General features: G+C 47.5%; 10 protein-coding genes. 3 read left to right on the forward strand and 7 right to left on the reverse strand.

Going from position 1 to position 14,022, the window contains the following annotated elements; translation table 11 throughout:
• Nucleotides 1-245 precede the first annotated feature (245 nt).
• The 3 genes from ON006_RS13820 to ON006_RS13830 all read right to left on the reverse strand — a co-directional run bounded on the left by ON006_RS13820 (nt 246) and on the right by ON006_RS13830 (nt 6,186).
• On the reverse strand, nt 246-1,265 hold the full coding sequence (locus ON006_RS13820; protein WP_244820382.1) for a FecR family protein: 1,020 nt from the start codon (nt 1,263-1,265) through the stop codon (nt 246-248).
• Nucleotides 1,266-1,666: 401 nt separating this feature from the next.
• The gene (locus tag ON006_RS13825; RefSeq protein WP_267609986.1) at nt 1,667-3,160 is read right to left on the reverse strand and encodes a RagB/SusD family nutrient uptake outer membrane protein; all 1,494 of its coding nucleotides are present in this window, start codon (nt 3,158-3,160) and stop codon (nt 1,667-1,669) included.
• A 5-nt stretch (nt 3,161-3,165) separates the two neighbouring features.
• Complete coding sequence (locus ON006_RS13830) at nt 3,166-6,186, reverse strand: SusC/RagA family TonB-linked outer membrane protein (protein ID WP_244820384.1); 3,021 nt, start codon at nt 6,184-6,186, stop codon at nt 3,166-3,168.
• Between the two features lie 204 nt (nt 6,187-6,390).
• On the opposite strand from ON006_RS13830, the gene ON006_RS13835 reads away from it, so the two are divergent.
• Complete coding sequence (locus ON006_RS13835) at nt 6,391-7,266, forward strand: AraC family transcriptional regulator (protein ID WP_244820385.1); 876 nt, start codon at nt 6,391-6,393, stop codon at nt 7,264-7,266.
• Here ON006_RS13835 and ON006_RS13840 read toward each other — a convergent pair.
• From ON006_RS13840 to ON006_RS13850, 3 genes are read right to left on the reverse strand one after another with little or no spacing between them, the layout of a single operon-like run.
• Nucleotides 7,263-8,441: an MFS transporter gene (locus ON006_RS13840; RefSeq protein ID WP_244820386.1), complete on the reverse strand. Its 1,179-nt coding sequence runs from the start codon at nt 8,439-8,441 to the stop codon at nt 7,263-7,265. The genes ON006_RS13835 and ON006_RS13840 overlap by 4 nt on opposite strands.
• Entirely contained in the window at nt 8,438-9,172 is a 735-nt protein-coding gene (locus tag ON006_RS13845; RefSeq protein ID WP_244820387.1) for a 6-phosphogluconolactonase, read from the reverse strand. The genes ON006_RS13840 and ON006_RS13845 overlap by 4 nt, the downstream gene beginning before the upstream one ends.
• A 40-nt stretch (nt 9,173-9,212) precedes the next feature.
• The gene (locus ON006_RS13850) at nt 9,213-10,388 is read right to left on the reverse strand and encodes a Gfo/Idh/MocA family protein (protein WP_244820388.1); all 1,176 of its coding nucleotides are present in this window, start codon (nt 10,386-10,388) and stop codon (nt 9,213-9,215) included.
• A 236-nt stretch (nt 10,389-10,624) separates the two neighbouring features.
• Here ON006_RS13850 and ON006_RS13855 point away from each other — a divergent pair, with 236 nt between their 5' ends.
• A complete protein-coding gene (locus ON006_RS13855) occupies nt 10,625-11,842 on the forward strand; it encodes an aromatic ring-hydroxylating oxygenase subunit alpha (protein WP_244820389.1) in 1,218 nt (405 codons plus the stop codon).
• Here ON006_RS13855 and ON006_RS13860 read toward each other — a convergent pair.
• Nucleotides 11,826-12,989: a carbohydrate kinase family protein gene (locus ON006_RS13860; RefSeq protein ID WP_244820390.1), complete on the reverse strand. Its 1,164-nt coding sequence runs from the start codon at nt 12,987-12,989 to the stop codon at nt 11,826-11,828. The two genes, ON006_RS13855 and ON006_RS13860, sit on opposite strands and share 17 nt — an antisense overlap.
• Nucleotides 12,990-13,118: 129 nt before the next feature.
• Between ON006_RS13860 and ON006_RS13865 the strand changes: the two genes are divergently transcribed.
• A complete protein-coding gene (locus ON006_RS13865; RefSeq protein WP_244820391.1) occupies nt 13,119-14,000 on the forward strand; it encodes an AraC family transcriptional regulator in 882 nt (293 codons plus the stop codon).
• The last annotated feature ends 22 nt before the right edge of the window (nt 14,001-14,022 follow it).

A 14,022-nucleotide genomic window follows, 5' to 3' on the forward strand; every position in this document is an offset into this window, starting at 1 on the left:
ACTTTTGTTAGCGCTTTTTTTAAAAAATGGGCGAAAAATCTCTTGTTCGTTGCGTAACAACGACGCGCATGGGATCAGCAAAAGCTGAATTAGTTACTGATTTGAAAACCGGGTCAGCACCGGAACATTGGTTTAGGAATAGTCAAAGATTTAGGAATGGATTTAGGTTTAGGATAAGTAAGGATTTAGAAATTGTTAGGGGTTTAGGAATAGCCTTATATTATGTATGATGTGAAATGGATGTGTTAATTACATTGTCCGCCACTGATGATAATAGTAGTGCCCTTTACATCGTAGTGCGCTTGAAGGGCTGCACAAATGATGTCAAGCTTTGTATATAATGGTTGCTGCCCAAGATCTGCCCGGATCGGACAGCTTTTAATCTGCTCGTTTCTGACGAGAATTTTTATTCCGTAGGAAGCTTCCAGCACGCTGACAACATCGCTTAACGGTACATCATCAAAATTAAATACGGCTGCAGGAGCAAGTTCTTCGCCCCGTTCTATTAAAACGGGCTCTTTCACAAGCCCCGTTATAAAGTAATCCTTGTCCTGATCGAAGGTAACTTTCTGATTAGGGACCAGTACCACACTTTTCCCATTCGAACCGGACGCCCCTGTTTTTTCAACGATGACCTTGCCTGTAACCACTTCCACTTCGACATTGCCAGCGTTAAGTCTAACACTGAAACTCGTTCCCACAACCCGGGAGGCGATTTTACCGGCGTATACAACAAAGGGTTTATCCTTGTTGTGGCTGACTTCGAAAAAACCTGACCCTTTAAGATATACGTCACGTTTTGCCTTACCAAAATCGTCTGCCAGGCGGAGCGAACTTCCCGGGCCAAGCGTTAACAAACTCTTGTCTGCAAGTTGAAATTGCTTAGGTTGCGAACCATGGTTGGAAATTACTTTCATTCCCAATTCTCCAACCATCCCTGTTCGATCAAAAACAGACTTGTATTGAAATTCATAAAAGGCCAATCCAATCACGAACAATATGCAGGCCGCAATACCGGCTACCCGCCAGCTGGTCCACCATTTTCCCACAAGACTGAATGTATCTGCTTTACCAGCGTCGGCTAGCTGAATGTTTTCCCATATCCGTTGTTTGATCTGGTTCGCATCGTCTCCCAACGGCCTGTCAGCTATGTCATAATGGATGGCATTAAACCATTGGTCTACAACACGTGCGTCCTCTTCAGTACACTTCCCCAGCTGGTAACGTCGAAGTAACTTTGAGAGACCTTGATTAGTCTCACTCATCGGCAATGATTTATTTTTCGGGCTCTATACATAAATCGGTTTAGGCCCCTTTGAGCCGCAATGGGAAATTCAAATTCTCCTAAAAATTATACTATGGAGCTCTTTCTCTTTATTATTCTCGATAAATTCATATTGGCAAATAGCGGCTATGTGAAACCTGCATACGTTATAAATAAAGACTATTATTAATAAGAAACGATACGATGTTTATACTTCAAATTAAAATTGGCGGTAATTTTTTATGGTCTTTCACAGCGCCTCAGCATTATATCGCAAAGGCAGAACTATTCGGCAATACCCGACCGAAATCATTGATTACATAGCACAAAAATCCCTGCCAGGATAAGCCAGACAGGGATTTATGCAAGTTCTGATATAGAAACAAAACATTCAGCCGATCACTAATATCCTGAATTTTGTTTCAACAGCGGATTCAGAGCAATCTGGTTCATCGGAATCGGGTAGAGTTCGCGGTACTTCTGGCTTACCGGTTTGAATGTCCATGCGGCTGTAAATTTGTCAAACCGGATCAGGTCTTGTCTCCGGTGCAGCTCCCAGGCCATCTCCCGGCCTCTTTCGGCAAGGATGTTAGCGTCGGTAAGTGTAGTGAATGCCGCCACACCACGCTTGGTCCTGACCGCATTGATATCGGCGAGGGCTGCTGGCGTTTTGCCTAGCCTGAAATTCGCTTCTCCGCGCATCAGGTAAACATCTGAGATCCTGTAAATCACAAAATCGTTGCTCATATCAAAGGTCGCACCTTTTTCTACCTGGTATTTAACCGACCGGTACCCGGCAAGCCTTGCTTTGGGCCCGGCGTCCATTTTAAATGCTGGTATTTCTTTTGTCAAAATCGCGGGAACACCATCGTCTTTTAATGCTTCCCCACTCGAACTGTAAATCTGCCCGGTCAGCCACATGGCGCGTCTTTGATCTCCCGTTTCAAAGCTGTCATAAAATTCCGCTGTGGTGCAATAGCCATTCCAGGGCGCTGAACCGAGGTCGTAGGTAAACTGGTGCAGATAATGCAGTCCGGCGATCTGCGCATAGAAACCCGTGCGTTTAGACTTGTCGTAAGGAGTAGACAGAATGATTTCCGGAGCATCTTCATTGTTCACACTGAAAGTTGACAAAAAATCCGAAGATATGGTAAACTTCTGCGAGTCGATGATGGCATTGCATTGTTCGATCGCCTTCTCCCATTGAGGCTGGCCGGTATACACTTGCGCATTCAGGTACAGTTTGGCCAGGATCATATGTGCCACATATTTCGACATTCTACCATATTTGGACCGGACATCTGTCGAAAGGTTAGGCAAAGATTCCAGCAATTCCTTTTCTACAAAATCATAAACCTCTTTCCTCGTCCGCTGTCCCGACTTGTCGGACCCAATCGTGGTGGCGATGATCACATTACCAAAATTATCCAAGGCCAGATAGTGATAGAATGCCCGAAGCGTGCGCAATTCGGCCTGGACTTCGGGAGATGCGAACCCTGGGTTGGTGATCTTCTCGTTGATCTTGGCTATGTTGGAATAGATCCAGCTCCAAAGATTATCGAATGCATAAAAATTGGTCGGCCAGGTATGTTCTTGCATAAACCTCCACTCCGGTTCCCCCCAGTCGCCCCCACGTGTAGGCGCCAGTTCCTCGTCGGTAACACAGTTCAAGAGCTCGAACCGGTTCCAGTAGTCACCCAATCCGCCGTACAGAGGTCCTATCAATGTGTTCAGCTGTCCCTGTGACACACCGAATTTATCTCTTTCGACCTGATCCTTAACTTCTTCATCCAGGTTGGTACAACTCATGATGAAAATCAATGCGGTCCAGACAGCTATTGATCTGGCGCCGATTTTTTTAACGCTACTCATATTATTGATTTGCTTAAATGCCATTTTGATCAGAATGAAAGGTTTATCCCCAGTTGGAACGATCTGGTTTTTGGATAGATGTAACCAGAATCTACGCCAATGCTGGCAGGCTGCTGCTGATTGACCGCTATGGTCCCGTTCACAGCCAGCTCTGGGTCTACTCCGGTATATTTGGTGAGTACAAACAGGTTGTTTCCGCCAACATAAACCCGTGCATTCCGTAGTAATCCTTTACCGGGAATGTTGTAGCCTACCTGCCAGTTGTCCAGCCTTACGAATGCTCCGCTTTCCAACCAGTAATCCGATAATGCGGGGGTACTGTAATTGGCAGGAAAGCTGCTGATATCGCGGATCATATTGTTCTCCAAAACGCTGCCTGACAAGGTCAGGTTTGAGCGCAGGTTATTCAGGATCTTATTTCCAAATACCCCACGAAGCTGGAAAGAAAGGTCAAAGTTCTTGTAGGCCAGGTTGTTTGTCCACGAAACGGTTGCTTTTGGGATACCTAAACCGGATTCAAACTTTTTCGCCTTGCTGTAATCAGCCGTTTGCCCGCCATCTTCCGACTCGAAAGTGATATTTCCGTCCTGATCAAATCCGGCAAATTTGGGTACATAAAACTCACCCAGCGGGCGGCCTTCCCGCAGTTCGGAGGCTGTGATAAGTCCGAGCCCGCGACCATCGAAATTGTTATACAAAATTTGTCCCGAATCAAAATTCTGATCACTCAGGCGAACGATCTTATTTTTAAAAACAGAGCCGACCACATTGGACCTCCACCTGAAATTGTTCTGCTCAACAAGCGTCCCGCCCAGCGAAAGCTCGACGCCTTTGTTGGACATCTGACCTACGTTTTTAAGGATGTTCCCAACAAAAATATCAACACCGTTCTGCGCAACTGAATAGTTGTAGAGCATATCATTGGTACGCTTGTCGTACACTTCCAGCGTACCGGACAGTTTTCCATTAAACAACTCAAAATCAAGTCCTAGATTTACCTGCGAGAGCACCTCCCATTTCAGATCTGGATTGCTGTTCTGTATTACATCCACGCCCGGCAGGTAATTTTTGAGAACGGGATCATAGTAATTGTTAGTGGACGGGCCGTAAAGCAGCAGTGAATTATAGGGATTAATACCTTCTGAGTTACCGGTCCTTCCCCACCCTGCTCTCAGTTTCAGGTAGTTCAATGTTTTGTTGCCCGCCATGAACGCCTCGTTGGATACAGTCCATCCACCGGCTATCGACGGGAAAAGTCCCCATTTGTTGTTAGCCCCGAATTTGGAACTACCATCCCGGCGCAATGTCGCTGTGACATTGAACTTATCCAGCAGGTTAAAGGTAGTCCGCCCGAAAAACGAAATGAGTTTATACGAATTGGCAAACGAAGTTGCATAGTTGTTTTGGCCTCGTATAAGTGTTCCCTGGTAGCGGCCCAGGTTATTATATCCGTAAAGCCCGTACAGGTCGATATCTTCCAGCGAAGGATCACCTATATTGTTTTTCGCCCCAAAACCGTCATTGGCTACTTCCTGATAGGAATAACCTCCAAGGAGGTTGAAGCTGCTATTACTGCCAAAGTTGCGGTTATACTTCGCGGTAAGTTCCAGCAGCTTGTCGTTGTGCTGGTCCGTAGACCGGGAAGCTTCACCAAGTTGCCCTTTAAATGCCTTGACGGCCATATTATAAGCCTGGCTCTCCACAGTATTTTCATAGCGATAAGCTCCATTGGCCCCCAAACTAAAATGCGGGGTGAGGTCGTAGTTCAGGTTCATTGACCCGATCAGGACATGATTTTTACTTTGGTCCTGAAAGTTGTTCTGCATCGCAACAGGATTGTACAGATCAAAGCTACCGTCCACCTCGTAATAGGTACCGTCGGGATTGCGCACTGGTAATGTGGGCAAGAAAAGCACAGCACGGTTTATCACTCCATTGTTGACCAGATCGGACTCCGTCTTGGAGAGTGTCAGGTTGTACTGGATTTTCAGCTTCTCGTTCAACGCCTTCTGATCTACATTGATCCGGCCTGTCACGCGGTTAAAACCAGTGTTTTTGATAATCCCTTCCCGATCGACATAGTTGAGCGAACCTCTGTAAGAAAAATTGTCGCTACCGCCAGAAAGGGCCACTTCGCTACTTTTGGTATAGCCCGTGCGCGATATTTGTTTCATCCAGTCCGTATTGTAGCCGTTTCCGCTCTGGTCCTTGGGAAATTTGAGGTTATCGTCCAGCGATCCCGGACCTTTGATCCGCTGTACCTGTTCGCGGTATTCATTGCCGTTCATCAGGTCCAGGCTTTTGGAGATCGTTTCCATCCCGACATAGTTATTGAAGGTCAGCGTCGATTTGCCGGTCTGCCCTCTTTTGGTTGTGATGATCACCACCCCATTGGCGGCACGCGAACCATAAATAGCAGATGCGCTGGCATCTTTTAAAACATCGATACGATCGATATCCGATGGTGATATGCTATTAATAGGAATCCCAATCACGCCGTCGACTACATACAATGGTTCGCTGCCGCCCGCCAGTGAGGTGTACCCGCGCAAACGAACCGTGGGCGATTGGTTAGGGTCGCCTGATGGCTGGGTGATATTCAAACCCGCCACTTTCCCCTGTATCGCCTGCAACGGGTTAGGATTAATACCTGCATTAAAATCCTTTGACGAAACTTGTGACACGGCACCGGTTAGGTCCTTTTTTTGAACCGTACCGTAGCCGATCACCACCATTTCGGACAGTGCCTTGGCGTCAGCGTCAAGAGAAACTTTCAGCTGGGTCTGGTTTCCCGGCAGTACCTCCTTGCTTGCGTAACCAACATAAGAGAACACCAGTATTGTATTCGCGTCAGTCTGGATGCTAAAACGTCCCTCATTGTCAGTGGAAGTGCCATTGGTCGTACCCTTGTTGATCACATTAACTCCCGGCAAGGGCTGGTTATTCTGGGAGTCCAGTACTGTGCCGGTCACCATTCGCTGTTGTGCAAATGTCAGGACGGGCATCAGCAATAAAAGAAACAAAAACCTGAATCGGTATCTTTTTATCATATTCACTCGGATGGTTTGTAAGCGCTTTGAAACAGCATTCAATTGTGAGGTTAAAATTCGCTATTACCCTCCTGCATCGTCTTATTATTATTATCCAGTTATTTCTTTATTTTATCTTTATTAGGGATAAAAAATCCGTTATACAGATTTTGTTTTTAATATGGCGAAGTATTTAGAAGCTGCTTGTCGGCCCCGTTTTCAACTATGAAGAATCCCTGGTTTATCAAGATTCATTTTCCACAAAGCAAGGCCTTTGATATTGTCAAGGTATCCCGCCCTTACTTTATCGTCCCCTGGCATTTCCATCCCGAAATCGAGATTATGCTACTTACGAGCGGCTCAGGGACACGCTTTGTCGGCGACAGCATTGAGGCATTTCAGGCGAACGAACTGGTGATGGTAGGCGCCAACCTTGCCCATGTCTGGAAGAGCGGGGAAGGTCATTTTGGTCAAAAGAACACGCAGCTTGCCGGCGCCATGTATATTGTTGTCAAGGAGACTGAATTGGACCACATATTATTGTATGAAGAAATGAGGCCGGTGCGGGAACTGTTTCTACGCGCGCAGCGCGGGATCCAGTTTGGTTATGAGATTACCAAGCGGGTTGGGGAAATGATCCTGGAAGCTTACCAGCAATCAGGCCCGGACCAGCTCGTTTCATTTTTGAATGTCCTCAAAGAGCTTGCCGAAACTTCCGACTACCGTTACTTGTGTTCTGCCCATTACCGCCAGAAGGTCGACCACCATGATATGGCTAAGCTGGACAGCGTTCTGGACTACCTGATCATGAATTACAAAAATGAAGTGCGGCTGGAAGAAGTTGCAGACATTGCCAATATGTCCCTCACGGCATTTTGCCGATATTTCAAAGAGCGGGCCCACAAAACGGTCATTCAGTTTCTGAACGAGATCCGTATCGAGCAGGCCCAGAAGATGCTCCTGGAAACGCAGTATAATGTCGATAAAATTAGTCTGGAATGTGGTTTTAAGAACATCACCAATTTCTACCAGCAGTTTCAAAAAATCGTGGGGACTACCCCTCTAAATTTTAGAAAGCAGAACCTGGTTAGGCTTTATTAAGCCGGTTCCAGATCGGGGGATGGCTCTTTGATAAAAATCGCAGCAAACACGCAAACCAAGGCGACTACAATGGCATTGATGAAAAAGATGGAAGAAACACGCAAATGGGCCTCATACAGATAACCAGTCCAGAAATTACCTAAAACCGCCCCGATACCAAAGTAAGCAGCATACAGCAACGACTGGCCTGTCGCCCGTAGCTCAGCTTTCACGAGCAGGTTAGTGTATTCAACACAAACCACCCAGAAAAGCGACCAGGACAGGCCGTGCAGGACATCGATTCCAATGGCCCATTCCGGGACGTCCACGATACTGTACAACAGCATCCGCAAAGCCGAGGCGCCAATGCAGACCAAAAGTGTCCATTTTATGCCCAGCCTTTTGAGGATACTGACAGAGTAAAAGAAAAACGGTATTTCAAACAGCCCCTGTAACGACAAGCCTACTCCTACCAGGGAAGCCGACGCCCCGTTCTCTTTCATGTAAATAGAGTAAAAATTCCAGATGGTCGTCACAGAAGCCGATACGGCAACAACGATCAGTAAAAAGAAAAGCAATTTTTTGTCCGACAAATACCGGATACTTTTAAAGATCGAAGCATTGGTCTCAGGAGCGCCGCTTATGGAATGGGGTAGCCATAGTGAGACCAGGAATGCAACCGCCAAACTCCCTGCCGAAAAAAAATAGATTACGCGCGTATCAACCTGATCAATAAAGTATCCTGTGACAATACCCGTTGCCGCCCAACCGACTGCTCCCGCGGCACGGATCGAGCCATAGTTGAAAGAGGCAGAGGTTTCCGTCAGCTCCAGTGTGAGGCTATCCAGCGTCGGCTGGATCCCGTTGTAAAAAACTGACATGCAAATGGTAATCAACACCATTGCGGTGAAGGAGTCCCATTTGAGGTAAGCCAGGAAGGAAACCGCCGCCAGCAAGGTGGAGACCAGCATACATTTCCGAAAACCAATGCGGTCGGCCATAAACCCGTAGATCGGCTGAATGGCAAACATGGTAACCGGGGTAATGTTAATGATCATGGCGATTTCCATTCCCGAAAAGCCCCTGGATTTCAGGTCATCGGCAAATACGGGCAACCAGGCGGCTGTGCAGCATATAACCAGTAAATACAAAAGCCGAAGCTGGTTGGCCACAGAAAGACCTGTCCAGGCCATCATTCGTTCGGAGTTAAGAGTGAGGCCGCTTTCTGGTCGAGCATCACCAATCCGTTCGGATGGTTCCTTATAATCGTCGATGGTATCAAGGGATCTATCGGTCCTTCCAGCGTTGCTTTCATAATATGCGCCTTACGATCCCCGGAAGCCATCAGTATAGCTGCATTTGCCTCTTGCAGATGTTTCAAACCCAGTGTAATGCCTTGCCCGAGGGTAGTTTTATCCGCAAAATACTTCTGCCCCACAGTCTGGGTGGTATCGTCCAGGTCGATAACATGTGCGTAAAGTTCGGTAGAGACACCAGGTTCGTTGAAACCAATGTGCCCGTTCATCCCGATGCCCACCACCATAAGATCGATCCCGCCGCGCTTACTTATAAATTCGTCCATCGAGTCGCATTCTGTCTGCAAGTCCGGAGCCATTCCATCGAACAATTTGAATTGACTCAATGAAAGTTTGAGCGGCCCAATGAGAGTTGTATGAAGAAAATAGCTGCAACTTCCTGTATTCTGAGAGGGAATGTTTACCCACTCATCCAGGCCGATCAATGTAAATTGCTGGTGATCGACGCCCTCGTCCAAGAGCAGCGTCGGCAGTAAATGATAGGCCAGAAACGGGGTTTCCCCCGACGCCAGGCATATAACCGAATCCGGCTTGTTTTTTATTTGCGCTACCATCATCTGGGCGACCTGAAACGACAGTGCCTGGTGGTCATCAAAGACAGTTATTTTCATTTATTCTCGGGGTAAAGCAGGCTTCGGCAATGTATTAACATTAAAGCAATGGCCATTTAAAGGTCGACTTTAACTGAACCCTTGTGCCGGTCTGCTGCGATTTTCTGGCTGCCTCAATAATTTCCAGCACATGCAGAGAATGAAGCGTTGTGATAACAGGATCTACCCCATTAGACATCGTCTCGGAAATATAGCTTGCTCCCTGCTGCCACACGAACGAGCCTGTTTCAGTCGCAAAACGTTCCGTCTTTTCATGACCTTCGGTGGCCATATCCACACCCGCCGGCGCCCAGTCGTATCCGATCAGCTGCATATTCCCTTTGGTACCCCAAATTGAAACGGTAGGTTTATCCTGTCCGCTGCCTTCGTGGCCATGAGGATCAAAATAGTTGAAACCACTTTGGACATGCGAAAGAGCGCCGCTGGCATGCTCCATCAGTACCATGCTGTTATCCTCTGCCTCCACCGTAATCGGATTGGGACGGTTGTCGACTTTCCTTGTCGGGGTAATGATATTGAGCATAGCCACAATGGACTTAACCGGCCCGAGTAGCCCCGTCAGCGTAGCCATATTGTAGACCGCCAGGTCGGGCATACTCCCTCCCAGTTTCTCGTAAAAAAAAGCTGACCAATGTGGTCCCTGATGACCATAATGTCCATGTGCAGCCGAAACCTTGCCGAGTTTACCCTCCTGTATCGCTTTTGACATAAAGGCGAACTGCGGGCTCAGTATAACGGCTGGCGCGCCCCAGATCTTCAATTGTTTCTTTTGGGCAAGGGCGAGCAGCGCCGTTCCCTCCGCATAGCTATTGGCCATCGGCTTCTCGCTCCAAACATTTCTGCCATTTTCCAATCCTATCTTATTGAGCCGTCCGTGTTCCTGCATATTGGTCAGGTTCACCATCAGGTCGAACTCTGTCCCTGCAATCATCTTCTCGATGGAAGTATAGTAGTTGGCAATCGAATATTTCTCAGCCGCTGCCTTGGCCCTTTCCTCAATGATATCGCAGGTAGCAACCAGGGTTACAAAAGGGGATTTGCTCAAATGAGGAAGATACTGCGTTGAAACACTGCCGCAGCCGATCACACCGACACGGACCTTTTTTCCCGCTGATCCTTCTGCCATCAGCCCGGAAGGCCATAGTGAAGAAATAGCGCCGATAATACCTACCTGACGGATAAACTCCTTACGAGAGATCTCATTCTGATTTTCCATGTTAAATACTTCCTTGGGTCTTGGATGATTATAATTGATTGAGCCAAAAATTGCACTCTTACCTTTCCCCAACAAGCGCATTGAAAAAAAAGACAAAATTCTAAGAAAATACTGTAGATATCGGGAAACTTTGTGGAGATGATCCCTTCGCAGGACTTGCTAAGTTTACATGGCAGTTCGGATCGGCTCGTTCCGGCTACCATTGTACCCGTTTCTTTCAACAAAATCAAAGCTCCATGGATACCCGCTCGCTACTTGAAAACCATGAATCAGGATATAGCCTGGCGCAGGCATTTTATACCGATGAAGAGGTTTTCGAAATGGATATCAAGCATATATGGCGTAAATACTGGCTTTTTGCCGGTGTTGCGGCCGACATTCCTAAACCCGGCGACTATTTCACATATAAGGTCCATCCCGATTCCATCATCATTCTCAGGGACGATAACCACGGGATCGTGGCCCATTATAATACCTGCCGCCACAGGGGATCACTAATTTGTACGAAGGAATCCGGGTCGGCGCCCAAGCTGATGTGTCCTTATCATCAATGGGTCTACAATAAAGACGGCTCCTTGTTTAAAGCCAGGCACATGCCGGAAGATTTTGACAAGTCCACATTTGGCCTGCATCCGGTACATATCAGGACGGTTGAAGGACTGATCTTCATTTCACTTGCTGAAAGCCCTCCCGATTTTGACCAGGTTGTCCGGGAATTTGGCCCTTACCTGCGGCCTTACAAGCTCCAAAAGGCCAAAGTAGCTGCCAAGAAAAGGTATGTTTTGAAGACAAACTGGAAGTTGATCACTGAGAACTTCCGGGAATGCTACCATTGCGGAGCTGCCCACCCCGAATACTGTAAAGCAGTCATCGGTGCAAACCTAAAAGAATCCGCTGACGTTTATCAGCAGGAAAAGCAGATCGAATGGTCGGCAAAAGGCCTGGAAACCAAAGGAATTGAATTTAAGGATAACTCGTTCCATTTTGCTGTCAGGTATCCCCTCCGCGACCAAGTGGAAAGTTACAGCCTGGACGGCAAACCGGTATCCTTACCGATGGGCGATCACCAGGATTATGACGCCGGCGTGCTGGGATTGGTATGTTACCCCAATTTCTGGATTGATGCCGTCAGCGACTATGTGTGGACGATGCGCATTACGCCTTTAAGCGCGTCCAGCTGTACGGTCGATCTTTCGTGGCTGGTGGACGAAAACGCCGTTGAAGGCCATGACTATGACCTTGACAGGCTGACCGAGTTCTGGAAGGTCACCGGTGAACAGGATTGGGAATTGTGCGAAAACAATTTCAGTGGAATACAGTCCTCTCATTATCAGCCGGGCCCCTACGCTCCCTCAGAATTGGATGTGGTCAAGTTTGTCGATTGGTATATCAATCGCTTAAAAGAAGGAGTAGGCTTACCCGTTACTGATATTGCTGCTAAAACAGATTTGTAAATTGCGGGCTCTCACCATGCGCGATATAATGCGTGGTGAGCCTGTGCCCCATTGCCAACGCCTCGGCCGTGTTCATTTCCAGGAGCATAGCGGCACAAAAACCAGTGTTGAAATTGTCCCCTGCCCCAGTTAGCAATTTGGGATTGGATAATTGCGGTGTGCTGCACCAGGTTAGCCCGTCCGCGTCGTAACAACACGCTTCTGCCGGGTGATGTACCACTACCTTGCTGATGCCGAGCGCATTATGAATCGCGGCAGCGGTCTCCCCGATTGCCGGCGATTCCTTCGTATTCCCCATCAGTGCTTCATATACTAAGGTCGATTCATTCCTGTTCAGGCTCAACACCACATTCCAGTAGCGCGAAAATCCGTTCAACAGCTCCAACGCTTCCAGCAACTGGCTGCGCGTCTTTTTGGAACAATCCGACAAATCGAAAAGTCCGATTGGTTTTTGGACCCCGTTCCGCGTAAATGGCAGGACCTCTTCGAGCAGGCCAGCCCATATCCCTGTTGAATGCGCCACTTCACTCCAGTTAAGCAATCCCACCAGGTCCTTTCCACAGAAGACAGATTTCAACTGGTCCAGCCCGATCGTGTCCCTGATGTAAGACCAATCGGCGCTGTTGATTTGCGTAGATTCGGCCATCATCATTTTACTGTTGTCGAATTCGATCGCCGTGCTCATACCGGGCTCTGCATAACTATACAAAGTGCAGTTGGGCGACATTTGCTGAAAAATGTGGTGGATATCCGGAAGGCCGAGCGCTCCGACGCAGTCCACCTTGCAACCCAGTTTGGCAAATGCATTGGCCGTGATAGGCATATTACCCCCGACTTTCAGCAGCTCCTGTTTGAGTTCCAGTGAAAAATTCCGGTTGGCTTTTTTCACAATGTAATTCCCAAAATCAGTGATGTCCTCAAAAAACTGCTGTGACCCATCCTCATTCTGTTTTTTGACGACCTTCACAATAGAGTCGATGTAGCCATCAAAACCCAGGGCTATCTTTTTGGAAATCAACACGTCATGCCAACTCGCGGCGGTTGGAATATTACTCTTTTCGTTAGGATTCAGTACCAGCATTGAAATGTTTGAAAGCGGTGTGTAAAACATCAGCACTATTGCAATGTCAAGGTAGAGGTTATTCACTGCACCGGTCTTCCCCTTTTTATCAAGGTCTTGTGGAATCTTATCAAATTATGGGTTTTCCTCCAATATTTCGTTCATAATGTCTCTAATATTGTGTATTATAGTAGAAAATAATAGGAATAAACTACTATGATTACCTTACATGCCCATCCAGGATCTGACTCCGGAAACTTTAAAACCGGCGCCATTCGTTTTTTTGATGGCTATGATCCGTCGGGTCATTTCAGCCATTCGCATTCCCAGGTCGAGCTGATATGCGTCCTGGCGGGGCAAACATCCATACTGGTTGGCGGGCATGTCGAGCAAAGCACGGCCGGGGATATATTCCTCGTAGGCAGCGGGCTCCCTCATTCGATCCACACCGTATCATCAGAGCAAACCCGTGTCGCTATCGTTCATTTTGACGAAATATTTCTGGACGACCTGATAGCCATCATAAAGGATTTTCAGTTGACGGGCCACTTTGCCTATTTGTGCAGCCAGGGAACTTTGTGGAGAAATCAAACCGAGGGGTTGGTCCCGCAGATTTTAAAACTAAAAGATACGGAGGGAATGAATGCCGTAATCGTGCTGGTACGGATCCTGTCGGGCCTGCTCGGGCAGCGAAAATACCAAACGCTTAACCAGTCCCGCCCCAAACTGGTGCCGGTACTGGATAGCAACGAGGATAAAATCAGGGTCGTTTTCGATTATACTGAGCAACATTACCGGGAGGCGATCACCCTGCCACAGATTGCTGCGGTGATCAATTTCACAGAGACATCATTTTGCCGGTATTTCAAAAAATGGACTGGAAAAAGTTATTATCACTACCTGAACGAAGTCAGAATAGACAAGGCCTGTGCGCTGCTGATGGAAGACAGCTCCAAAACCATTGAGGAAGTATGTTACACGATTGGGTACAGCAGCCCCTCCACATTTTACAAGCATTTCAAGAAAGTCCTGAATATGGCCCCGGGAACATATCTTGAAAAAATAAATAGCTACAAGCAGCAGAATATCATAAGCTAGACCGGCCCCGAAAGACTACGCT

This window comes from Dyadobacter pollutisoli, assembly GCF_026625565.1.
GTDB lineage: Bacteria > Bacteroidota > Bacteroidia > Cytophagales > Spirosomataceae > Dyadobacter > Dyadobacter pollutisoli.

Bases quoted from the DNA above. Each gene is read 5' to 3' on its own strand.
- ON006_RS13820 (WP_244820382.1), bottom strand. From the start codon at position 1,265: ATGAGTGAGACTAATCAAGGTCTCTCAAAGTTACTTCGACGTTACCAG.
- ON006_RS13855 (WP_244820389.1), top strand. From the start codon at position 10,625: ATGGATACCCGCTCGCTACTTGAAAACCATGAATCAGGATATAGCCTG.
- ON006_RS13865 (WP_244820391.1), top strand. From the start codon at position 13,119: ATGATTACCTTACATGCCCATCCAGGATCTGACTCCGGAAACTTTAAA.
- ON006_RS13850 (WP_244820388.1), bottom strand. From the start codon at position 10,388: ATGGAAAATCAGAATGAGATCTCTCGTAAGGAGTTTATCCGTCAGGTA.
- ON006_RS13840 (WP_244820386.1), bottom strand. From the start codon at position 8,441: ATGATGGCCTGGACAGGTCTTTCTGTGGCCAACCAGCTTCGGCTTTTG.
- ON006_RS13830 (WP_244820384.1), bottom strand. From the start codon at position 6,186: ATGATAAAAAGATACCGATTCAGGTTTTTGTTTCTTTTATTGCTGATG.
- ON006_RS13835 (WP_244820385.1), top strand. From the start codon at position 6,391: ATGAAGAATCCCTGGTTTATCAAGATTCATTTTCCACAAAGCAAGGCC.
- ON006_RS13845 (WP_244820387.1), bottom strand. From the start codon at position 9,172: ATGAAAATAACTGTCTTTGATGACCACCAGGCACTGTCGTTTCAGGTC.
- ON006_RS13825 (WP_267609986.1), bottom strand. From the start codon at position 3,160: ATGGCATTTAAGCAAATCAATAATATGAGTAGCGTTAAAAAAATCGGC.